General features: G+C 45.7%; 18 protein-coding genes. 2 read left to right on the top strand and 16 right to left on the bottom strand.

Going from position 1 to position 22,663, the window contains the following annotated elements; translation table 11 throughout:
- Nucleotides 1-66 precede the first annotated feature (66 nt).
- From menE to menF, 6 genes are all read right to left on the bottom strand, one after another.
- Complete coding sequence (gene menE, locus CKY02_RS02155) at nt 67-1,467, bottom strand: o-succinylbenzoate--CoA ligase (RefSeq protein WP_112894056.1); 1,401 nt, start codon at nt 1,465-1,467, stop codon at nt 67-69.
- Nucleotides 1,455-2,426 carry an o-succinylbenzoate synthase gene (gene menC / locus CKY02_RS02150; RefSeq protein WP_112894055.1) on the bottom strand — a complete coding sequence of 324 codons (972 nt, stop codon included), beginning with the start codon at nt 2,424-2,426 and terminating at the stop codon, nt 1,455-1,457. Before menC ends, menE begins: the two co-directional genes overlap by 13 nt.
- Complete coding sequence (menB, locus tag CKY02_RS02145; protein ID WP_112877582.1) at nt 2,426-3,283, bottom strand: 1,4-dihydroxy-2-naphthoyl-CoA synthase; 858 nt, start codon at nt 3,281-3,283, stop codon at nt 2,426-2,428. Before menB ends, menC begins: the two co-directional genes overlap by 1 nt.
- Nucleotides 3,284-3,293: 10 nt before the next feature.
- Nucleotides 3,294-4,064, bottom strand: a complete 771-nt coding sequence (gene menH / locus CKY02_RS02140) for a 2-succinyl-6-hydroxy-2,4-cyclohexadiene-1-carboxylate synthase (protein WP_112894054.1) — start codon at nt 4,062-4,064, stop codon at nt 3,294-3,296.
- Nucleotides 4,061-5,755 (bottom strand): 2-succinyl-5-enolpyruvyl-6-hydroxy-3-cyclohexene-1-carboxylic-acid synthase, encoded by a 1,695-nt coding sequence (gene menD / locus CKY02_RS02135; RefSeq protein WP_112894053.1) that lies wholly within the window; start codon nt 5,753-5,755, stop codon nt 4,061-4,063. The genes menH and menD overlap by 4 nt, the downstream gene beginning before the upstream one ends.
- Before the next feature lie 105 nt (nt 5,756-5,860).
- Nucleotides 5,861-7,180, bottom strand: coding sequence for an isochorismate synthase MenF (gene menF, locus CKY02_RS02130; protein ID WP_112894221.1), 1,320 nt, complete (start codon nt 7,178-7,180; stop codon nt 5,861-5,863).
- Between the two features lie 1,016 nt (nt 7,181-8,196).
- Here menF and CKY02_RS02125 point away from each other — a divergent pair.
- Entirely contained in the window at nt 8,197-9,423 is a 1,227-nt protein-coding gene (locus tag CKY02_RS02125) for an alpha-xenorhabdolysin family binary toxin subunit A (protein ID WP_112894052.1), read from the top strand.
- Between the two features lie 45 nt (nt 9,424-9,468).
- Nucleotides 9,469-10,530 carry an alpha-xenorhabdolysin family binary toxin subunit B gene (locus CKY02_RS02120; RefSeq protein WP_112894051.1) on the top strand — a complete coding sequence of 354 codons (1,062 nt, stop codon included), beginning with the start codon at nt 9,469-9,471 and terminating at the stop codon, nt 10,528-10,530.
- A gap of 182 nt (nt 10,531-10,712) precedes the next feature.
- Here the strand turns inward: CKY02_RS02120 and nuoN are convergent, their stop codons facing one another.
- The 10 genes from nuoN to nuoE form a co-directional block, all read right to left on the bottom strand.
- On the bottom strand, nt 10,713-12,170 hold the full coding sequence (nuoN, locus tag CKY02_RS02115; RefSeq protein ID WP_112894050.1) for an NADH-quinone oxidoreductase subunit NuoN: 1,458 nt from the start codon (nt 12,168-12,170) through the stop codon (nt 10,713-10,715).
- A 6-nt stretch (nt 12,171-12,176) separates the two neighbouring features.
- Nucleotides 12,177-13,697 (bottom strand): NADH-quinone oxidoreductase subunit M, encoded by a 1,521-nt coding sequence (nuoM, locus tag CKY02_RS02110; RefSeq protein ID WP_112894049.1) that lies wholly within the window; start codon nt 13,695-13,697, stop codon nt 12,177-12,179.
- Between the two features lie 20 nt (nt 13,698-13,717).
- A complete protein-coding gene (gene nuoL, locus CKY02_RS02105) occupies nt 13,718-15,565 on the bottom strand; it encodes an NADH-quinone oxidoreductase subunit L (protein WP_112894048.1) in 1,848 nt (615 codons plus the stop codon).
- Nucleotides 15,562-15,864: an NADH-quinone oxidoreductase subunit NuoK gene (gene nuoK / locus CKY02_RS02100; protein WP_011147297.1), complete on the bottom strand. Its 303-nt coding sequence runs from the start codon at nt 15,862-15,864 to the stop codon at nt 15,562-15,564. Before nuoK ends, nuoL begins: the two co-directional genes overlap by 4 nt.
- Nucleotides 15,861-16,406, bottom strand: coding sequence for an NADH-quinone oxidoreductase subunit J (nuoJ, locus tag CKY02_RS02095; RefSeq protein ID WP_112894047.1), 546 nt, complete (start codon nt 16,404-16,406; stop codon nt 15,861-15,863). The genes nuoK and nuoJ overlap by 4 nt, the downstream gene beginning before the upstream one ends.
- A 12-nt stretch (nt 16,407-16,418) precedes the next feature.
- The gene (gene nuoI, locus CKY02_RS02090) at nt 16,419-16,961 is read right to left on the bottom strand and encodes an NADH-quinone oxidoreductase subunit NuoI (RefSeq protein ID WP_112894046.1); all 543 of its coding nucleotides are present in this window, start codon (nt 16,959-16,961) and stop codon (nt 16,419-16,421) included.
- 14 nt (nt 16,962-16,975) lie between these two features.
- Nucleotides 16,976-17,953 (bottom strand): NADH-quinone oxidoreductase subunit NuoH, encoded by a 978-nt coding sequence (gene nuoH, locus CKY02_RS02085; protein WP_011147300.1) that lies wholly within the window; start codon nt 17,951-17,953, stop codon nt 16,976-16,978.
- On the bottom strand, nt 17,950-20,676 hold the full coding sequence (gene nuoG, locus CKY02_RS02080) for an NADH-quinone oxidoreductase subunit NuoG (RefSeq protein ID WP_112894045.1): 2,727 nt from the start codon (nt 20,674-20,676) through the stop codon (nt 17,950-17,952). The genes nuoH and nuoG overlap by 4 nt, the downstream gene beginning before the upstream one ends.
- A gap of 75 nt (nt 20,677-20,751) precedes the next feature.
- A complete protein-coding gene (nuoF, locus tag CKY02_RS02075) occupies nt 20,752-22,116 on the bottom strand; it encodes an NADH-quinone oxidoreductase subunit NuoF (RefSeq protein WP_112877598.1) in 1,365 nt (454 codons plus the stop codon).
- Nucleotides 22,113-22,661, bottom strand: coding sequence for an NADH-quinone oxidoreductase subunit NuoE (nuoE, locus tag CKY02_RS02070; protein ID WP_112877600.1), 549 nt, complete (start codon nt 22,659-22,661; stop codon nt 22,113-22,115). The genes nuoF and nuoE overlap by 4 nt, the downstream gene beginning before the upstream one ends.
- Between the last annotated feature and the right edge of the window lie 2 nt (nt 22,662-22,663).

The following is a 22,663-nucleotide window of genomic DNA, read 5'->3' as shown; positions in this document are numbered from 1 at the left end:
CCCATGACTCCATTAGTGATAATGGGCAGAACGAAATCCAACATATTGATAGCAAATCAAAATAACTCAAGAGCAATCGGATAAATCCAATACCCATTTTTTGATCTGCTGACGGGAAATTTTAATACCGTCGTTTTTAAATTGCTGAGGTAAGAGATAGTAAGCTGTCGGACGCTGAAAAGCAGCCAGTTTATCAACTAACCATTCAGGTAATAAGTCAATAATTTCAGGCGAATTACTATCAATGACAACGACAGGGCGATAACCAAATTCAGGATCGGGCACAGGAACAGCAAAACTTTGTTCTACCTGCGGATAGGTATTAATCATTCGTTCAATCTCTTCCGGTTGAATGCCTTCTCCACCGCTGAAAAACTGATTATCCATCCGGCCAAGTATTCGTAATTCACCCTGTTGTATCACTCCCCGATCACGGGTATGAAACCAGCCATCACGATCAACCAACGGTTGTAATTTACCATCCAGCCAATATCCACAGGCAAGGCTGTCAGAACGAATTTGAATCTCCTCCTTGATCAACCGAACTTCCTTGCCCGGTAAGGGATTTCCCACGCCAGGCAACTCATCGGCCCGTTTAACGCACACTGTTGAAGCCAGTTCGGTCAAACCATAACTACACCAGCAACGAATACCTTGCCGCTCCGCTCGTTGAGTCAATTCAACGGGGATCATCGCCCCACCCAGCAGTACTTCTTTCAAATTCGGAGGCTGATTTTGCGACTGCTCCAGTAACCGCCAGAGCTGGGTCGGAACCAATGAAGCGTGAGTACAATCGGCTAAAGCACGCTCCAGTGGATTGATATTTTTCAATACCAGAGAAGCCCCTTTCATTAACCAACGCCAGATAATCCCCTGACCAGAGACATGAAACAACGGCAATGAGAGCAACCAGCTATCTTGCTGCTGAAAATTCATCACAGAAAGGACGTCCCGTGCACTGGAAAGATGCGCATGAATTGAGTGAACAGCCGCTTTAGGCAATCCGGAAGAGCCGGAGGTCAGTATCATACTGGCCGGGCGCATAGCATCCCATGCCACTGAATTATCATCAGAATTTAGTGGTTCACTTTGCCAATCGAGGGATTTGGCATTTATCACAAGCAAGTTGTCACCACAAAAATCAGCCACAAAATCGATATTCAAATGTGGCAGTAATTTAGCCAAGAGCATTTCAGGCAGTTGAGGATTCAGTGGCAATACCCGCGCACCACACTGTAGCGCGGCAAGATAGCAAAACAACATCTCTTCACTGTTCTTCCCTCGCAGCATTACACCACTGCCTTCAACTATCCCCTGTTGGCGAAAATTGGCCGCTATCGTATCCAAAGAGATAATTAATTGATGCCAGGTTAGGGAGCGATTACGCAACTTGACAGCAATATTTTCAGGGCTAAACGCTGCCCAGTAGCACCACGGCCACTGGGTAAATGAATCTAACTGCGCCATACGATTGCTAACTCGTCCAATCTTGTTACTGGCATTGTGCTACCCGGCCAACAGCGTACTAACTGAGACTGAATCAATTCCAGCGTATCCAACCCAGGAATAGTCGCTGGCGTCAGCCAATGAGCAATACGGGCAAGCTGAGTCAAACCAAAGCTGGTTTCAATACTGGAGCTGATCACCGCCTCCAATCCAGCATTGTGCGCGGCTGAAATCAACTGACAGCAACGGGCAAGGCTTCCTATCAGAGTGGGTTTGATCACAATAGCCGTCACCCCTGCTTGTGCCTCTACGTTAAAACCTTCATCACGGACGCTTTCATCCCATGCAATGGCAATCCCTGTATCACGGGCAAAAGCGAGCGATTGTTCCGGGGTTTGACAAGGTTCTTCCAAAAAGGCAATTCGGTTGCGGTAATCAGGATTGACATACTTAGCGAAACTGTCCGCTTTAGCACGGCTCCAACTACGGTTAGCATCCAACCGCAAAGACAAATCCGGTACCGCTTCCAGCAAAACGTTAACGACTATGCCATCACGTACAGCTTCATACAGCCCAATTTTCACTTTGGCAACTTTTTGACCACTCATGTTACTGAGACGAACAATCAGTTCATCAGGATCGCCATTACACAATGGCGCTTTCCGGTAGTCAGCATCTTGCGGTAATTTACCCTGCAATTCAGCTAATGCGCAGCTAATCCCAAATGCGACAGAAGGTAATTCACTTTCATCAGGTTCAGCGCCAAGATGCCACTGTCTAAGCCATGCCATCGCTGCTTCACCTGCCTGTTCAACAGTTTCTTTGCTGAATTCCGGCAGTGGTGCAATTTCACCCCATCCCTGTTGACCATTTTCCTGTAAGTGAATCAAAAAACCATCACGAGTTTTAAGCCGCTGATATCGCAGGATAACGCCTGCCTCCATTGGCAATCTGAACCGATATAAAGTTGCAGTACGCATTATGGGTTACGTTTAAATTTACTGAAATCAGGGTGGCGTTTCTCAATGAATGCATTACGTCCCTCCTGACCTTCTTCTGTCATATAGAAAAGCATGGTGGCGTTACCTGCCAGCTCTTGCAATCCAGACTGACCATCACAATCCGCATTTAGAGCGGCTTTCAGGCAGCGCAGAGCCATTGGGCTATTTTTCAGCATTTCACGACACCAGCGAACGGTCTCTTTCTCCAGATCCGCATAAGGCACAACTGTATTAACCAGCCCCATCTCCAACGCTTGTTTAGCATCATATTGACGACACAAGAACCAGATTTCGCGGGCTTTTTTCTGACCAACAATTCGAGCCATATAAGATGCCCCCCAACCGCCGTCAAAAGAACCCACTTTAGGTCCGGTCTGACCGAAAATAGCATTATCAGCCGCAATGGTCAGGTCACACACCAGATGCAGTACATGACCACCACCAATCGCATATCCAGCAACCATAGCAACGACGGGTTTTGGACAAGTGCGAATTTGGCGTTGGAAATCCAAGACATTCAGATGATGCATGCCGTTGTCATCCTTATAACCACCATGATCACCACGGACTTTTTGATCACCACCAGCACAAAAAGCTTTTTCACCCATTCCCGTGAGGATAATCACCCCGATATTGTCATCATAACGGGCATCATCCAATGCCTGCATCATCTCTTTAACCGTCAATGGCCGAAATGCGTTACGTACTTGTGGGCGATTGATGGTGATTTTAGCCATACCATCCGTGGATTTGTGATAAAAAATATCTTCAAACCCTTCAGAGCAGTCCTGCCATACAATTGGGGCATAAAGTTCTTCTTCGCTCGGGTAAATCATATTCGTATTCCTATACATTAAAGAGTGATAAAAAATGGTTTACTACCGCAGCAAACGCCGCCGTGTCCGCTCGGTGAGCATTATGCCCAACATGTGGAATAGTTTGCAGCGGCAAAGCGCAACGTTTTGCCAATTGTTGGAATTTCTTATCATTTTCTCCACACAGATAAACAAAAGGTAACGCCAGTTGTTGCAATACCGGTACTAACCAAGGTTGACGTCCAAGTGAGGTATTTTCCAGCATATCAGCCACACCATTGCCATTATTACGGTGACGTACTTTGATCAGTCGCTGACGCTGTGCAGGTAATAGATCAGAAAAAACGGGCTGCTGATACCAATCAGATAAAACCTGTTCAATCGGCTGGGAACGAAAACGTCCGGCCCAATTTCTATCGCGTTCGAGACGATTATTCCGCTCCTGTTGGGAAAATAACCCAGGATTTCCCCCTTCAACCAGCAATCCGCATAATCCCTGATTATCACCATAACAAGCATGATGCATGGCAATGCGTCCACCCAAGGAGTAGCCAATCAGCCAGTATTTACTAATTTGCTGCTCTGCTAATGTTTCAGATAAAAGACAACTCATCTCCAGAAGATCTTTTACCCGCACGTCAGTGGAATCACCGTGACCAGGTAGATCGATAACCAATGAAGGGTGCTGAGCACACAGATTCACTAATGGCAACCATTCATCACCACAGCCCAATAATCCATGCAACCAAACCAGCCACGGGCGGTCATTGTGACCGTTAAACTTACGACAAGCGAGGCTCACAACATAGCCACCTGTTTTAACAGTTGTTGCAAACACTCAGCCCCTTCTCTATCCGGCACTTTTAGCTCAATCAATGTGGTTTCATTTTGTTGCCATGCCTGTTCAATACTTTGTTGCAATTCCATCCAATTTTGTGGGCTGGCATATTTCAAGCCGAACATCGCCGCCGCATGATTAAAATTAACGTATTGAGGCATACAGTAAAAACGCTGCCTTGCTTCTTCAGGAGTGGGTAGTAAAGAGAAAATCTGCCCGCCGTTATTATTTACCACAATTAATACCATTGGAGCGGAAGGATGACGCAACAGTGCCAAGCTATTGAGATCATAAAGCGCCGATAAATCACCGATAATAGCCAAAGTGGGCTTTGCTGTTGCCCGTTGCACACCCGCCGCAGTGGAAATTAATCCATCAATGCCGCTAGCGCCCCGATTACTATAAACCGGATACCCAGCCGGTAATTGCCCCAGTGCATCAATCAAACGAATAATCAGGCTGTTACCGACAAACAGCTGCCCGCGTTCAGGCAGTAATTCACATAATCGATAGGCCACCGTTGCTTCACAGAATTTCCCAGCCAATTCGGTTCTGACACAGTTAACTGCTTTTTCTGACCAGACTTTGAGCTCTTCTGCCCACAATGTACATGATTGTGCCCACGGTATACGCGGCTGTGCCGGATGAGCCAGTAACCAGTCAGCAATATGACAGGTCAATTTTTTACCACGATGATTGGCAGGATCAAGCCGGCCTGGTATCGGATCAATAATCCAAAACTCCTGCGGCTGGCATTTCGCCTGCCACTGTAACAAGCGTTTCCCTATCAGGCTGGAACCAAACTGCACTACCAGTTGTGCTTGCGCTAAAATCTCCTGCACATGAGGATTATCCAACCATAAATCGGCACAAGGCAATGGCTGCCCAGTTTGTGAAAGCACATTGCCAATCAACGGCCAGCCCAATGCCTTTGCCCATTTACCAACATTAACTCCCTCTTCGGCACTCATTCGACCAGCCAATACAACGCCTTTTTTCTGTTGCCAACAGTCCCAATCCGCTACTTCCGCCACAACATTAGCTACTGGCTGGCTCAACCAAGGTGTTTTACTTTTCCACCAATCGCCTAACTGCTGCTGCCACTCATCATAAACAGGCTCTTCATTACCATATAATGGTTCGGCAAATGGGCAATTAATATGCAAGGCCCCATGCCGCAAATTCGCCATACTATGATCTATGACAGAAGCCAGCCAGCTTGCCGGTATATCTACGGTCGGTCTTGGCAAAGAAATTGTTTGGCATGGATGAGAAGCAAAAATACCATTTTGACGAATAGCCTGACTCGCACCACAATCCATCAATTCTGGAGGCCGATCAGCCGTAAGGAAAACCATTCGTTCACCCGTTAAACTGGCTTCAATTAATGAAGGATAGAGATTTGCCACTGCGGTTCCAGAAGTCACGATAACGGCAACCGGCTCTCTGCTTGCTTTGGATAATCCCAGTGCCAGATGTCCTAATCCGCGTTCGTCAAAATGAGTATGACAAATCAGTTTGTTATTTGCTGCGGCAGCTATTGTCAAAGGCGTGGAGCGTGAACCGGGCGCAATGCAAACATGACGTAATCCGTGGCGAGTAAGTGCTTCCAATAAAAGTTCCGCCCAGCGGCGGTTAAATGTGCTGTTTGACATATTTTACTCAAAGAATTTCTATAAAAGCTGGCCATTAGCCTAACGGCACCGATAATTATTTCTTTATCCTAGTTCAATGAATTGCCATTTAATCGGAGATTGTTTTCATTCACCTTTCAGCAAAGTGCGCAACCCGGCAGCTTTATTCTCTATCTCTATCCACTCCTGTTGTGGATCAGATCCCATCACAATCCCCGCACCGGCATACAGTGAAAGTAAATTGTTGTTAATTTGTGCGCAACGTAGTGAAACCGCAAACTCACTCTGTTCACAGGAAAGATATCCTGCGGACCCGGCGTACCAATCACGACTGAATAACTCGCTATCACGAATAAAATCACGCGCCGCTTCACGAGGTAATCCAGCAACAGCGGCCGTTGGTTGTAAACGATGCAAGCAGTCACTATCACTGGCACTCTTTAGTTTTCCCTGAATTCGGCGGCGCAAATGCTGAACCTTTCGCAAACGAATCACATCTGGCGGAGCAACATCGACAGAAACCACAGCGTCTTGAAGACGCTGGCAAATATCATCAACAACTAGCAGGTTTTCATGCTGATTTTTTTTATCACCTAGCAACCATTGCCCCAATTTTTCGGCTTGCTGAGCATCATCAGAATTAGCAACCGTCCCCGCCAGAGCCTCTGTATAAAGCTGAGTCTGCTTACGGTGGTAAAGCCGTTCTGGTGAAGACGCCAAAAATGCCTCATGCTGATTAAAAGCTAGCATAAAATGATAACAACAGTGATTTATCTGGCGACTCGCTGCCATAAACTGTGCAGCCGCTAAAGATTCACTCAGTTCTAGTTGCGTCTTACGCGCCATCACGACCTTCTCCATCTTACGATGGGTAATAGTGTCCAAAGCCTGCTCAATCAAATCACTCCACCGGGCGCGTTCCGGCATATTCTCCGCATTCACTACCACCGCCTGTAACGCAGAGAATTCCTGGTGCGGAACTAATTGTTGCAGAAATTCCCGTGCATTCCTTACATCCTGCGGACCAGCTATATTCAGATACAACCAGCTTTCATCACGGCAGCGGCGTAATTCGATACGGGGCAAAAACAGATAACCCGTTTCCCCTGCTTCTGATTGCGTAATACGGGCTGGTTGAATCCGATCCCAAGCATTCAGCCCCCAGATCCGTATCTGTGGAAACTGACGGTTTCTCTGCAAAAAATTTTCGGCTAAAGCGATATCACTGAAAAGATGGATTTGCCCACAAGCAGCGACTTCTTCATGGCCCTCTCTGTGATGCCAATAGAACTGCGGATAATGAGACTGCGCTGCCAGCCATTCCAACCAGTAAGTGCTGCAACCTGCTGGCAGAGGAAATGAAATCTGTTGGATACCAACTTCGCTAACTTGTTCATTATTCAGTGTTTTACATACATCAGCGACAACATTAGCAATTTGATTCACCACTTCTGCCCCAAAAGACATGATAAAAAGTAGGATTATACGGGGCATTAATAATAATTAAAGCCCTGATTATTTATGTCGTTATGCTTGTTCGATTCCGTTAGCAACATGCTCTTATCCCAACACTGAAACAGGCTAAATCAGAGACTCAGCCATTCCGATAACAAATATTAAGTTCATTAGCATAATCAATTTTCACGATGCAATTTATAAAAAAACGACTCTTTTACTTACTACGGAAAATTTACTAAATAAATACCGTCATTATAAACAACGGAATAAATATTTATTCTTCTAAAAAATCGCCCTATAAAAAACAAATGTTACTTCCATAATAACTAAATATAATTATAAAAAAATCCTTCTTATTTGTTAATTTAAACCATCATATAAACAATTAAGACTTTAATTAAAATATAGATATAAAAATAACAAAAAATTTATTCAATGACATAAGGAGAATAGGATGCTATTCCATCTATTTTTTAAACATACCATAAATAACAAAACAAAAAACATCCAACTTATTCTTGATAAAAAAATCACATTACCTATCCTTTAAATTAACAATATAGAAATTATATAATCCTCACATCATGCAACCAACATAACTGATTGTTTTAAAATATATTTTATAAAAATAACATTAAAATACTTTATATTTATCATCTTAACATAAATTAAAAAATGAAATTTCAAACTATATGAACAAGAAAGACAAAAGATTTATTTTACATTTAATTATTAAAATAATAAAAATTCATACTATTTAATTTCATATATTAGATATACAAAAATCATAAATAATTTCATTTAAGACTGATAAAAATGTAGACAATTATTTAATAAAACTCATGAATTAAACTATTTTCACAACAATCAATCATGCAAATATATGTATTTTTAATTCAGATTATTCAATAAAAAACACAACGTTAATTTAACAACATGAGTATTATAACGTTCGGTTATGCCTTGATGTATTTAATGATTTTTCAATAAAGCAAGAACCATTAATGGAGAAATATATGTTATTAGCTCAACTTCCAGCGGAAAAAACACTGAACGAAACAGATATTCCCTCGGCTACCTTGCAATTACTGACTGGTAAACAAGAAGGTGTTGCACGCCCCGGAGGAATATTTACCAAAGAAGACCTGATTAATATCAAACTGTATGTTAAAAAAGGTCTATCACTCCCTTTTAATCTTGAGGAAATAAAGAGCTATCTCGGCTACCAAAGAGTCAATATCGCTGGACTGGAACCAGAAGATATTCATATCTTGTTTGAAGAAATCCGCACTCACTCGTTTAGCTGGAGCGATGTGGAAAACGATATTCTGCAACAGAGCATAGACCTAGAAATTATTGGCAAACAAATCACCGAAACAGGTGAAAATATCATTAGCATTATTAATGAAATGCCAATTATCACACGCATAAAAAGGAGACTAGGAGAAATATCGGAGAGACAACTCGCCCAGATCACCTACACCCATGAAGACAGAGAAGTATCATCTGCTCTAGAGGAAATCCTTGACACCATGAAAAATGATATTAAAAAACAGCGTGATAAAACTGAAAAGGTCAAAACCGAAGTATCCGATTTCAAGCTAAAGCTGATTGGCGGTAGATTGTCAAACGGCAGCATTGCTCTAGGTTTACAACCACAAGTCGAAAATAAGCGAAAGATGATGAAAGACAATAAGATGTCAGTCAGCATCGGAGATCTGGACGATAAGATCATTGAGAAAAAAGAGGAAATTGTCCAACTCAAGAAAGACTACGATAGATTCGTAGGCTTGGCTTTCTCCGGTATCGCAGGGGGACTGATCGGCCTCGCTATTACTGGCGGCATTTTTGGTTCCAAGGCAGAAGAAGTACGAAAACGTAAAAACATGCTGATCGAAGAAGTACGCAGCCTAGAAGAGAGCATCAAAGGTAAACGCGCATTACAAAAATCTATTACTAGTTTATCCCTTGATTTTAGCGACATTGATACCCGCTTATTGGATGCAGAAGTGGCTCTGAACCATTTAGATTACATGTGGCAATCCATGCTGACCCAGATCAATGCTTCTAAAGATAAATTCACCCAAATTAACGATGCACTGAACCTGACCTCTTTTATAACTAAATTCCAGCAAGTCATAAACCCTTGGAAAGAGGTGGAAGGTTCCGCTAAACAATTAGTCAAGGTTTTCGATGAAGCATTGAAAGAATACAAACATCGCTATAACTAATCGTTCCCTGTATTACATAGGATTATAGAAAAAAGGAGTCTTAAAATGACTGAAGTCATTACTTTCCCTCAGGAAACTATCACTTATCCAGAAATTAGTGTAAAAACTTTGAGTCAGGCGGTGAAAAATATCTGGCGTTTAACGCACCAACAAAAATCAGGCATTGAAATCATCCAGGACAAAACTCTGCGCATAAGCTTATACAGTCGTGATATCGACGAAGCCGCTCGCGCCTCTGTACCACAACTACAAACTGTCCTGAGACAACTCCCGCCTCAAGACTATTTCCAGACCATCATCGAAATTGATACTGCTCTGGAAAATTCAGAATTGGATGACGAGACACGAAATACCCTGTTGGATGCACGTTCAGAACAAGTACGCAATTTGAACAAAGATGTTAAAAACGTCATTTCCAGCTTACACGAAGAAGCTAACATAATGACCAGCAAAATTGCTGATGTTCGGAATGTCGTTATTTTAGAACGTCTGGAAGAGCGCCTGAAAGAAGAGCAGGAAAGAAAAGAAGAACTGCAAGCTGATATCACGCAGAAAGAGCAAGATAAGGCCAAATTAATCCCAGATCGCGATAAGCTCATCGAAAGTCAAAACATTATCCGTCAATATAATCTGGCCGATATGTTTAAGGACTATATTCCCAATGTCAGTGAACTGGACAAACTGAATCTGGATAGCCCTAAAAAAGAACTTATCAAACAGGCAATCAAACAAGGAATTGAAATCACCAAAAAGATTCTGAGCAATATCTCCACTGGACTAAAATATGTTGAGCTAGCTGATGCCAGGATCAAATTGGATCAACAAATCGCTCAATTAACCAAAGATGGCGACGACTTAAATACCCAGTTAAAAGGCGTAGAACAACGGATTGCCGGTATAGCTGATGTGCATCAAATCGACAAAGAACGCACTACCCTATTACTCCAGGCAACTAAACTGGAGCAAGTATGGAGCATCTTTGCCAATCAATTACAGGAGACCATAGATGATCAAACCCGCCAGCAAAACCTGACTAAACTCATACACGATCAGCTAAACTACCTTGACAATCTGGAATCGCAATACAGAGGGATTCTGCTGAAATAAATACGGCTTGCTCCCAGCTCTTCATCAAGCAATACAAGATATTTAGTACCATAAGCGAATAAAACAGGTATGAAGTACAGTTCAGAGAAAAGAAATCGTTATCAATAACTTGCAATAACCCGGTAAGGATAATCTTACCGGGTTTTTATATTCCAAATAATGGGTAACAACCAACTGGCTATTTAGAGAATAATTTTCGCTTGCTGTATCACATCAATCAACGGTTGAGGCCAGATACCTAGCGCTAATACCAATAATGCGGAAATCAGAACAACCATCCCGCCGGCAGTCGATGCCCAGTTCCTTGGTGTGTCGCGGTTAAGGGCCTTTGGCGCAGGCAGGTACAAACTGACCATCACCCGCAGGTAGTAATACAGGCCGATAGCACTACCTACCACCACAGCCCCCGTCAGCCACCACAGTTCCGCTTTCACACCCAACACAATGACGTAGAACTTACCAATAAAACCGAACGTCATTGGGATCCCCGCCAATGACAACATCATCACCGTCATCACCGCGGACAGAATAGGTTTATGCCAAAACAGGCCACGGTATGAGTAGAGGGAATCCGCATCCGGCCCTTTATATGGGCTGGACATGAGGCTAACAACGCCAAATGCACCGATACTGCTAAACAGATAACCTGCCAGATAGATACCGACCGTTTCTTCTGAAAGCTGGTGGTTCTGTACCGCCACCAGTGCCACCAGCAGATAACCCAGGTGAGCAATAGAAGAGTAACCAAGCAGCCGTTTGATATTTGTCTGGGTCAGCGCCATCAAGTTACCGAACAGCATAGAAGCAATTGCAATAACGGTTAATACCGTACGCAGTGCTTCACTATCCGCCATTGGTGCTTCAACAAACAAACGCACTACTACTGCGAAAATCGCTATCTTACTGGCTGTTGCCAGAAAGGTGGAGACCGGAGCAGGCGCTCCCTGATAAACATCCGGTGTCCAGAGATGGAAAGGTACCAGTGATAATTTAAAGCCAAGGCCAACAACCAGCATACCCAAGCCTGACAGTATCAAAGGTTGATAGATATAGCTGTCAGACAAACGATGCCCCAGTGCGGCAAAAGAGAGATCGCCTGATTCCGCATATAACAACGCTATACCAAACAGCATGAAAGAAGAGGCTGCCGCAGACAGCAGCATATACTTGATAGCCGCTTCCAGAGAGCGTTTCTGACGATATGCATAACCAATCAAACCAAACAGCGGTAAAGTTAATAACTCAATACCGATAAACAATGATGCCAAGTGGTTTGCACACGCCAGAAGAATCCCGCCCACTGTCGCTATCAGCACCAGTAAATAGAACTCTTCTTTGTTATCTGGATAATTTTCTAGCCAGGAATAGGCGAAAGTCGTCGTTGCCAGGCTTGCAACCAGTACAAGACCGATATAGAGCATAGCATAGCTATCCACATGAACCAGTGGAGTGACATCCATCGCTTCTTGCTGTCCGACAAAATAGAGAGACAGCAGAGCCAGATTCAAACCTATCACGGTCAGAGTGGTATTAATAAAGTGATCGCGTCGCCACGCAATGGACAGCATCACAACGACTACCGTCAATCCGACGATCAACAGCGGTAACAGCGCGATCAGTTGTTGAGGAGTTATTGTCATGGCGAATTACGGCCTTGTAGTTGAAATTGAAGCTGAATACCAGGTCTGGATGTTATCCATCGCTGCCGCTGAAGTATCAAGGATAGGTTGTGGGTAGAAACCCATCACCACCAGTAATATCAACAGCACCATTACAATGGATACTTCTCGCATATCCATTCGTCTTAGTGGTTCATCTGATTTTGATTCACCGTAGTAAGCACGCTGCATCATATACAGGGCATAGACAGAGGCGAAGACCAGACCAAACACAGAAATCGTTATAATTAACGGAAATTCACTAAAACTACCAAACAGGATCATAAATTCACCGACGAAGTTACCGGTCCCCGGCATCCCTAGTGTCGCCACAGCAAAAGAGAGCGATAACGCAGGCAAGAACTGCACGCGTTTCCACAAACCACCCATAAGATTCATATCACGGGTATGTAAGCGCTCATAAAGCTGCCCACAGAGAATAAACAGACCTGCGGCTGACAGACCATGAGCAATCATCTGAATAATTGCCCCTTGGTAAGCAAGCTGGCTGCCAGAATAGATCGCGATTAACACAAACCCCATATGAGAGATACTGGTATAAGCAATCAAGCGTTTGATATCTGTCTGGCTGAATGCCATCCATGCGCCATAGAAGATCCCAAGCACACCGAACCACATCGCAATGGGAGTAAACTCATGAGAAGCTTCCGGGAACAGTGGCAAACCGAAACGCAACAGACCATAACCCGCGGTTTTCAGCAAGATACCCGCCAAGTCAACAGAACCCGCTGTTGGTGCCTGACTGTGCGCATCAGGTAACCACCCATGTAAAGGCACTACTGGCATTTTTACAGCAAAAGCAATGAAGAAACCGAGCATCAGCAAGTATTGAACGGTGTGTGACATTGGTGTATTCAGCAGCTTTCCATAGCTGAATGTCCACTCACCTGTCCCGTTATAATGAACCAGTACCAGCGCCATAATCGCAATTAACATCACCAAGCCACTGGCTTGGGTGTAAATAAAAAATTTGGTCGCCGCGGTGATACGGGTTTTACCGCCTGAGCCTCGGTGCCCCCACAGTGCAATCAAGAAGTACATCGGCACCAACATCATTTCCCAGAAGAAGAAGAACAGGAACATGTCGATAGCGAGGAACACCCCCATCACACCACCCAGGATCCACAACAGGTTCAAGTGGAAAAAGCCCTGATATGGCTGATTTTCCGTCCATGAACAGAGAATAGCCATCAGCCCCAGTAGTGCGGTCAACACCACCATCAGCAGCGATAAGCCATCCAGAGCAAGGTGAATACTGATACCAAAACGTGGGATCCACGGCATAAGAAATTCCTCTTGCCATTGAGGGATCCCTTGCGGATTCGCCAAGGTATAGCCCCCCTGCAACCACAGTTGCAGAGAGAGCACCAGAGTCAACCCCATCGAAATTAACGCGATCCAACGCGGTACACGGGTACCGAAGCGTTCGGCCTGCCAACTTAACAGGCCACCGATGAAGGGCATAAGAATTAGCCAAGGTAATAGCATGGCGCAATGTATCCCTTAAATTAAACCAGTAGCAGCAGAGCTAAAACCAGCACTGCACCCAACCCCATAGAGGCAACGTACCAACGGACCTGTCCATTTTCACTCAGACTAAGACCTTTGTTACTCCAGCGTGATAACACCGCAGGAATATTCATCAGTGAATTTAGCGGATCGTTTCGCAATACATGTGTAATGTTCTTGAACGGCTTAACAAATACCCAATCATAGAGAACATCAAAACCCCAAGCATTAAACCACCATACGGAGAAGAAACGCCCCGGAGCACTTTGTGCCACACCATTCACTAACTGACGTTTACCCAAATACAGTGCCATTGCCAGCAAAATACCCGCGACAGCGATCACACCAGAAACCACTTCCAAGGTCATTTTTCCTGTGTGATCCGTTGCATGGCTTCCCGGCAACACACCCGCCAATGGTGGCGCAATTAGTGCGCCCACAAAGGTGGAAAGCACCAGCAATACCAGTAACGGCAGGTGATGGGTAATACCTTTAACAGGATGAGCTTTTGTTTTCGCCTCACCGTGGAATACAATGAAAATCATACGGAAGGTATACAAAGAGGTCATAAATGCACCCGCCAGACCAGCTAGCATAAGGTTAATATGACCATGTGACATTGCTCCCCACAGAATTTCATCTTTACTGTAGAAACCCGCGGTGACAATTGGCAACGCTGATAACGCCGCGCCACCTACCAGGAAGCAGGCATAAACCAACGGAATGGATTTACGCAATCCTCCCATTTTGAAAATATTCTGCTCATGGTGACAGGCCAAGATAACGGAACCCGATGCCAGGAACAACAGCGCCTTAAAGAAAGCGTGAGTCATCAGGTGGAAGATTGCTGCATCCCACGCCTGAACCCCCAACGCCAGGAACATGTAACCAATCTGGCTCATGGTTGAGTAAGCCAATACACGCTTAATATCGGTTTGTACTAACGCGGCAAAACCTGCCAACACCAGCGTGATAGCACCGACAGTGCCAACCAGTTGCAGGATTTCTGGCGCCATCAAGAATAGGCCGTGACTACGTGCAACTAAGTAGACCCCGGCGGTTACCATCGTTGCAGCATGAATCAACGCAGAAACTGGCGTTGGACCGGCCATCGCATCGGCCAACCAAGTTTGTAACGGCAACTGGGCTGATTTACCTACTGCTCCCCCCAATAACATCAGAGTCGCCCAGGTAATCACCGAAGAACCGGCTTCCAGATGCTGTGGAGCTAAAATCGCCAACTCGCGGAAGTTCAACGTTCCCAAATTGTCATACAAAATGAACATGCCGATAGCCAGGAAGACGTCACCCACACGGGTAACGACAAAGGCTTTCATTGCTGCTGCACCATTCGCCGGATTGGTATAGTAGAAGCCAATCAGCAAATAACTGCACAGCCCTACCCCTTCCCAACCGAGATACATCAGCATCATGTTATCTGCCAGAACCAGTATCACCATGCTGGCAATAAACAGGTTGGTATAAGCGAAGAAACGGGAATAGCCCTCTTCACCACGCATATACCACGAGGCATACATATGGATCAGAAAACCAACACCCGTTACCACACTCAACATGGTAAGCGATAAACCATCAAGAACCAGAGTGAACGGAATACTGAAATTCCCAACTTCCATCCAGTTCCACAGGTTCTGACTGTAAACCAGATCACCCGCACCATTCTGACTGTTGAAATCGATAGCTACCCATAAGGTAACCAACGCAGCCAAACCAACAGAACTAATCCCGATGGTAGCTGATGTATTTTCAGACCAGCGGCCACGGGAAAATGCCAACAGCAAAAATCCCAGCAGTGGCAGCAGAATTGTTAAATAGAGTAAGTTCATCCGCGCATCTCACTGACTGTATCAATATTCAGATTCTGGCGACGACGATAGAGCTGCAATAACAGCGCCAAGCCAATACTCGCCTCTGCCGCCGCCAAGCTGATAGCCAAAATAAACATCACTTGACCATCTGGCTGGCCCCAATAGCTGCCTACCACAACAAAAGCCAGAGCCGCAGCATTAATCATCACTTCGAGCCCAATTAACATAAACAACAGATTACGGCGGATGATGAGCCCGGTCAGGCCCAACACAAATAGAATTGCCGCCAAAATCAGTCCATGTTGAAGAGGTATCATGGTTGTTCCTCCGCATTTCGGTTGCTGAGCACTTCACCCTGTTTGTGTTCACGGCCAATGTGATACGCCACCACCATACCGGCAAGCAACAGCAAAGAAGCCAGTTCAACGGCCAATACATACGGACCAAACAAACTGATACCCACTTCTTTGGCACTGACAACTTCACCCGTGATATTGTCGGCAATATCGCCATGAGAAACATTGATAATGGTATACACCAGCACAACAAGCAGCACTGTTGACAGCATTCCCGGACCAATCCACGTCCGCGGTTTCAACCAAACACGCTCCTGTTCAACAACAGATTTGCCAAGGTTAAGCATCATCACCACGAAAACGAACAACACCATAATAGCCCCGGCGTAAACGATGATCTCTAGCGCACCGGCAAAATAAGCGCCCAGAGAGAAAAACACCGCTGAAAGCGCCAGCAGAGAAACGATCAGATACAAAAGCGCATGTATCGGATTGGTATGGGTAATTACCCTGATAGTTGCCAATATGGCAATCAGCCCAGCGGTATAAAACGTAAATTCCATGAATATCGCTCCTTACGGCAACAGGCTTTTAACGTCGATAGGTTTCGCTTCATTGTCGGCTTCACCTTTTGATTTGCCGTCAATTGCCATACCTGTCTTACGGTAAAAGTTATAATCAGGATATTTACCCGGACCTGAAATCGTCAGGTCCTCTTTTTCATATACCAAATCCTGACGCTTAAATTCCCCCATTTCGAAATCAGGCGTTAATTGGATCGCAGTAGTCGGGCAAGCTTCTTCACATAAGCCACAGAAAATACAACGTGAGAAGTTAATGCGGAAAAATTCTGGATACCAACGACCATCTTCATGTTCAGCCTTTTGCAGTGAAATACATCCCACCGGGCAAACAGCCGCACACAGGTTACAGGCAACACAACGCTCTTCACCGTCCGGATCGCGCGTCAACACAATACGGCCACGGTAACGGGGTGGCAGATAAACCGGTTCCTCTGGATACATTTGGGTTTCGCGCTTATGAAAGGCATGCAAGCCAATCATCCAAATACTGCGTACCTGGGTGGCAAAACCAACCACTAACTCTTTCAATGTCATGGTTCATTCCCCCCTTATTGAGCGTTGTACAAAATCACTGCCGCAGTCGCCAGCAGGTTAAGTAAGGTCAGCGGTAGACAGATTTTCCAGCCAAACGCCATCACCTGGTCATAACGCGGACGCGGTAAAGAGGCACGTATCAGGATGAACATCACCATGAAGAATGCCGTTTTCAACGCAAACCAGACAAACGGCGGCAGGAACGGACCATGCCAACCACCAAAGAACATTGTCACAATCAGGGCAGAAACCGTGACAATACCGATATATTCACCAACGAAGAACAGACCGAATTTCATACCGGAATATTCAATATGATAGCCATCAGCCAGTTCCTGTTCTGCTTCCGGCTGGTCAAATGGATGACGGTGACACACCGCCACACCCGCGATAGCAAAAGTCAAGAAGCCAAAGAACTGAGGAATGACATTCCACATATGCTCTTGTGCATTGACGATATCCACCATATTGAAGGAGTCCGCCTGCGCAACAACGCCCATAAAAGAGAGACCAATAAACACTTCGTAACTCAGTGTCTGCGCAGAAGCACGCATTGCCCCCAGTAACGAGTATTTGTTGTTACTTGACCATCCAGCAAACAGCACCGCATAGACAGCCAGACCCGCCATCATCATGAAGAACAAAATGCCGATGTTCAGATCAGCGGCCATCCAAGTCGGCGTGATCGGCACAATGGCAAATGCCAGCAACAGAGAAACGAAACCAATCACCGGTGCCAAGGTAAAGATCATTCTGTCCGCAAAACGGGGTACCCAGTCCTCTTTGAAGAACATTTTGATCATGTCAGCGACGATCTGTAACGATCCGCCCCAACCTACGCGGTTAGGCCCATAACGGTTTTGAAACAGCCCTAGCAAACGACGTTCACCAAAGCTCATCAATGCCCCACAGACAACAACCACTACCAGGATCACCACTGCTTTCAGAACAGCGATCAGCACATCAATAATTTCGGGGGTTAACCAACTCATTGTGCAACCTCCCGCAGATTATTCACGGAAACACCTGCCAATACCGGAGGAATACCCGGCATTCCCATTGGCAAACCGATCTGCCCTTGAGCAAGATTTTCACTCAGACGAACTGCCAGACGCAGTTGCTGACCAAAACAATCAAACTCCAGAACAGAACCCGTTTTCACACCTAATTGATCCGCATCTTTGCTATTGAGCATCACATAAGGTTCCGGCATGCGTTCCTGAATCACATCGGAACGTTGAGTTAGCTCTTCACTACCAAACAAATGATGGTAAGGAGCCACTGTCCATTGGTTATTTTGTGCAGTAAATGCTGTCGGAATCTGATCAAAATAGTTCAAACCGCCATCAGTGGTTTCAATCAGACGCACACCAGGATCGCCAAAGCGCAGATGACCACCTACCTCCGCCTGGAATTTGTTCCAAGCCTGTGGTGAGTTCCAGCCCGGCGCCCATGCAAATGGCACCTGCTGACGATGGGCATTAGGACTGTTGTTACCTTCCATTGAGAAAGCAAATGGCGAATCGACATCCTGCGGCTGACGTTGCTCATGTACGCTGAGATTCGCCAACATAGCAGTACGACCACTGTAACGGTGCGGTGAACGAGCCAGTCTCTGACCACGGATGCGGAACGTAGAATCAGGCGCTGCATCAACAATGCCTTTAAGCTGTGGCATTGCTTCAACGCAGGCATCAATCACATGGTCAAGCTGCGTCCAATCCAAATGACGTTCAGCATACGTTGTATGCAAGGAGTGCAACCAACGCCAACTCTCCAGCATCACCACCGATTTGTCATAGAAAGAGGGTTCGAAAACTTGGAAATAACGCTGGGCCCGACCCTCCTGATTCACCAACGTGCCGTCACTTTCTGCAAAGCTGGAAGCTGGCAGAATCAAATGGGCTTTATCCATGATAGCAGTGCGTTGATGGTCAACCACAACCAGGTTTTTCAGATTGTTCAGTGCATCGTCTACCTTATCTGCTGCGGCATGCCGATAGAGATCATTTTCCATCACAATAGCCGTATCAGATTTACCACTACTTAGACGTTGCAGAGCAATATCCAGTGGCTGAGCCTCCATCATTGCCAATCCAATACTATTCGCATAGATTGCAACAAACGACAAACCGACATCTGAACCTCGGTCTTTCAGTGCCCAGGCAATATTAGCGGCTGCTTGAATAATCGCATCACTGCCGACGTTACTGCCGCTGATAATTAACGGTTTCTTCGCGCCAATCAATGCTTGCGCAACCATATCCACTTTGGCTCTCAATTCGTCAGGCAAATTCTCGACTGCCGGCGCCGTGTTATCCAATGCATGAGCGACTGCAAAACCAAAACGAGCCTGATCATCAACCGGCGCACGATAATTCCACGCTGCGATATCATCCAGATGCGTATCATCCACGTTGGTTACAAACAGAGGATATTTGGCACGCTGACCAATATTCATCACAGCGGCAATCTGCCAATCAGCAACTTTCTGAGCAGCAGCCATTTCGCGAGCTTTACCTTTCACAGCCTGACGAACCGCCAGTGCCATCCGGGCACCGGTTTGCGTTAAATCTTCGCCTAAAATCAATACCGCATCATAGCTTTCAATTTCACGCAGCGACGGTGTATAAACACCACCCTGTTGCAGAATTTCCAGCATCATATCAAGGCGTTGTTGTTCAGCCGCAGCAATCCCACTATAGAAGTTTTCCGCGCCCACCAGTTCACGTAGTGCAAAGTTGCTTTCCAAACTGGCGCGTGGAGAACCGATACCGATGGCATTTTTGGCCTGACGCAAAATATCCGCCCCACCCTGCATGGCCTGTTCAGCGTTAAGCGAGATCCAATGATCACCACGCAATTGCCGTGGCTGGCGAGGGCGATCTTTGCGGTTGACATAACCGTAACCGAAACGACCACGGTCACACATAAAATAGTGGTTTACCGTCCCGTTATAACGGTTCTCGATACGGCGTAATTCACCATAACGCTCCCCCGGGCTGGTATTACAGCCAATGCTGCACTGTTGACAGATACTTGGCGCAAACTGCATATCCCATTTACGGTTATAACGTTCAGAATGGGTTTTATCAGTAAATACCCCGGTTGGACAGATTTCTACCAGGTTACCGGAGAACTCGCTTTCCAACGTGCCACTTTCAGGGCGACCAAAATAGATGTTATCGTGAGCGCCATAAACACCAAAATCAGTGCCGTCGGCATAATCTTTGTAGTAACGTACGCAACGATAACAGGCAATACAGCGGTTCATTTCATGAGAAATAAACGGCCCCAATTCCTGATTGTTATGAGTACGCTTAGTAAAACGGTATTTACGGAATGTATGACCAGTCATCACGGTCATATCCTGTAAGTGACAGTTGCCCCCTTCTTCACATACCGGGCAATCGTGCGGATGGTTAGTCATCAACCACTCAACCACACTCTCACGGAACTGTTTAGCCTCTTCATCATCAATAGAGATAAAAGTGCCATCCGTTGCCGGAGTCATACAGGACATGATCAAACGACCGCGCGTATCATCCGCATTTTGATATTGCTTCACCGCACACTGGCGGCAAGCGCCAACGCTTCCAAGCGCTGGATGCCAGCAAAAATAAGGAATATCCAACCCCAAAGAGAGGCAAGCTTGTAACAGGTTATCAGCCCCGTCTACATCATATTTTTTGCCGTCTACATGTATCGTAGCCATAGTCAGCATGCTTCCAAATGACCTGCTTTTCAGCAAGTGTTAATCAAAAATTCTGCTAATTTCGTGAAGAACCCATTACCAACGCTGCTTTAACAGGTTTGACTGGATACCCGCAATGAAATGGGTGTTCCCATAGTCTTTAGTCACAATTCCAGCTTCGAATTCATCACGGAAATATTTGATGGCACTCTGTAGTGGTTCCACGGCCCCTGGTGCGTGAGCACAGAACGTATTACCTGGCCCAAGGAAACGACAGAGCTGCTCCAACGTTTCAATATCCCCGGGTTGCCCTTCCCCACGCTCTATTGCACGCAGGATTTTTACGCTCCACGGCAACCCGTCACGACATGGAGTACACCAGCCGCAAGATTCACGGGCAAAGAATTCTTCGAGATTACGCGTCAACGAAACCATATTAATTTCATGGTCAACTGCCATTGCCAAGGCCGTACCCAAGCGGCTGCCCGCTTTAGCAATATTTTCGAAATCCATTGGCAGATCCAGATGTTCAGCAGTCAGGAAGTCAGTTCCTGCACCACCGGGCTGCCATGCTTTGAATTTCAAACCGTCACGCATACCGCCAGCATAATCTTCAAGAATTTCACGAGCAGTCGTACCAAATGGCAGTTCCCACAAGCCCGGATTTTTCACCCGACCAGAGAAACCCATCAGTTTGGTACCGGCATCTTTACTCTTGCCTGCACTTAAACCGATATACCACTCTTTACCGTATTCGAGAATTGAAGGAACGTTGCACAAGGTTTCAACGTTGTTGACGCAAGTAGGTTTACCCCATGCGCCGGAAGTGGCTGGAAATGGCGGTTTTGAACGAGGATTCGCTCGGCGACCTTCCAATGAGTTAATCAGTGCGGTCTCTTCACCACAGATATAACGCCCCGCGCCGGTATGAACAAACAACTCAAAATCAAAGCCGCTGCCCATAATGTCTTTACCCAACAAACCCGCTGCCTTAGCTTCTTCGATGGCTTTACGCAGATGTACAGCCGCTTCCACATATTCACCACGCAGGAAGATATAACCACGATAAGCTTTCAGGGCAAATGCACTGATCAACATCCCTTCCACCAGTAAATGAGGAAGTTGTTCCATCAGCAAGCGATCTTTGTAGGTACCCGGCTCCATTTCATCTGCGTTACATAGCAGATAACGGATATTCATGCTTTCATCTTTTGGCATCAGGCTCCATTTCAGACCAGTAGAGAAACCAGCTCCTCCACGGCCTTTCAGCCCGGCGTCTTTTACCAGAGAAACCACTTCATTTGGGGACATGCTTTTTAGTGCTTTCTCAGCACCTCGATAACCATTTTTGCTACGGTATTCATCCAACCATACCGGTTGTTTGTCATCACGCAATCGCCAAGTAAGAGGATGGTTTTCCTCAGTACGAATAATTTCTTTTATTCCTGAATATGCTGTCATGGATACTGCTCCAGTAACTTCTCAATCTCTTCAGGTCTGACAGAACTGTGCGTATCGTCATCGATCATCATAGTCGGGCCTTTGTCACAGTTACCCAGACAACAGGTTGGCAACAACGTAAAACGCCCATCTTTCGTCGTCTGCCCCGGACAGATATTTAGATGTTTTTCAATTGCAGCCTGGACATCTTGATAACCGGTAATATGACAAACCACGCTGTCACAATAACGAATAATATGGCGGCCCACAGGTTGACGGTAAATCTGGCTGTAGAATGTTGCCACACCTTCCACATCACTAGCGGGAATACCAAGCACATCAGCAATCGCGTAAATGGCACCATCCGGTACCCAACCACGATGCTTCTGTACGATTTTCAATGCTTCTATCGAAGCGGCACGCGGATCTTCGTAGTGGTGTTTTTCATGCTCAATAGCATCGTGCTCTTCGGTGCTCAGCACAAAATCTGCTTTTGCCTGAGACTCTGCTACGTTAACCACATCAAGGCGCGCTTGTTGAGCACTCGCGTTAATTTCACTTTGCATAG

Source organism: Photorhabdus bodei (genome assembly GCF_003287735.1).
Lineage (GTDB): Bacteria > Pseudomonadota > Gammaproteobacteria > Enterobacterales > Enterobacteriaceae > Photorhabdus > Photorhabdus kayaii.
Note: the sequence above shows the minus strand (reverse complement) of the source record. Positions and strands in the feature narration are given on the sequence as shown.

Bases quoted from the DNA above. Each gene is read 5' to 3' on its own strand.
- nuoF (WP_112877598.1), bottom strand. From the start codon at position 22,116: ATGACAGCATATTCAGGAATAAAAGAAATTATTCGTACTGAGGAAAAC.
- nuoJ (WP_112894047.1), bottom strand. From the start codon at position 16,406: ATGGAATTTACGTTTTATACCGCTGGGCTGATTGCCATATTGGCAACT.
- nuoI (WP_112894046.1), bottom strand. From the start codon at position 16,961: ATGACATTGAAAGAGTTAGTGGTTGGTTTTGCCACCCAGGTACGCAGT.
- menB (WP_112877582.1), bottom strand. From the start codon at position 3,283: ATGATTTACCCGAGCGAAGAAGAACTTTATGCCCCAATTGTATGGCAG.
- nuoN (WP_112894050.1), bottom strand. From the start codon at position 12,170: ATGACAATAACTCCTCAACAACTGATCGCGCTGTTACCGCTGTTGATC.
- menD (WP_112894053.1), bottom strand. From the start codon at position 5,755: ATGTCAAACAGCACATTTAACCGCCGCTGGGCGGAACTTTTATTGGAA.
- nuoM (WP_112894049.1), bottom strand. From the start codon at position 13,697: ATGCTATTACCTTGGCTAATTCTTATGCCCTTCATCGGTGGCCTGTTA.
- nuoG (WP_112894045.1), bottom strand. From the start codon at position 20,676: ATGGCTACGATACATGTAGACGGCAAAAAATATGATGTAGACGGGGCT.
- nuoL (WP_112894048.1), bottom strand. From the start codon at position 15,565: ATGAACTTACTCTATTTAACAATTCTGCTGCCACTGCTGGGATTTTTG.
- menC (WP_112894055.1), bottom strand. From the start codon at position 2,426: ATGCGTACTGCAACTTTATATCGGTTCAGATTGCCAATGGAGGCAGGC.
- CKY02_RS02120 (WP_112894051.1), top strand. From the start codon at position 9,469: ATGACTGAAGTCATTACTTTCCCTCAGGAAACTATCACTTATCCAGAA.
- menE (WP_112894056.1), bottom strand. From the start codon at position 1,467: ATGGCGCAGTTAGATTCATTTACCCAGTGGCCGTGGTGCTACTGGGCA.
- nuoE (WP_112877600.1), bottom strand. From the start codon at position 22,661: ATGCAAAGTGAAATTAACGCGAGTGCTCAACAAGCGCGCCTTGATGTG.
- nuoK (WP_011147297.1), bottom strand. From the start codon at position 15,864: ATGATACCTCTTCAACATGGACTGATTTTGGCGGCAATTCTATTTGTG.
- CKY02_RS02125 (WP_112894052.1), top strand. From the start codon at position 8,197: ATGGAGAAATATATGTTATTAGCTCAACTTCCAGCGGAAAAAACACTG.
- nuoH (WP_011147300.1), bottom strand. From the start codon at position 17,953: ATGAGTTGGTTAACCCCCGAAATTATTGATGTGCTGATCGCTGTTCTG.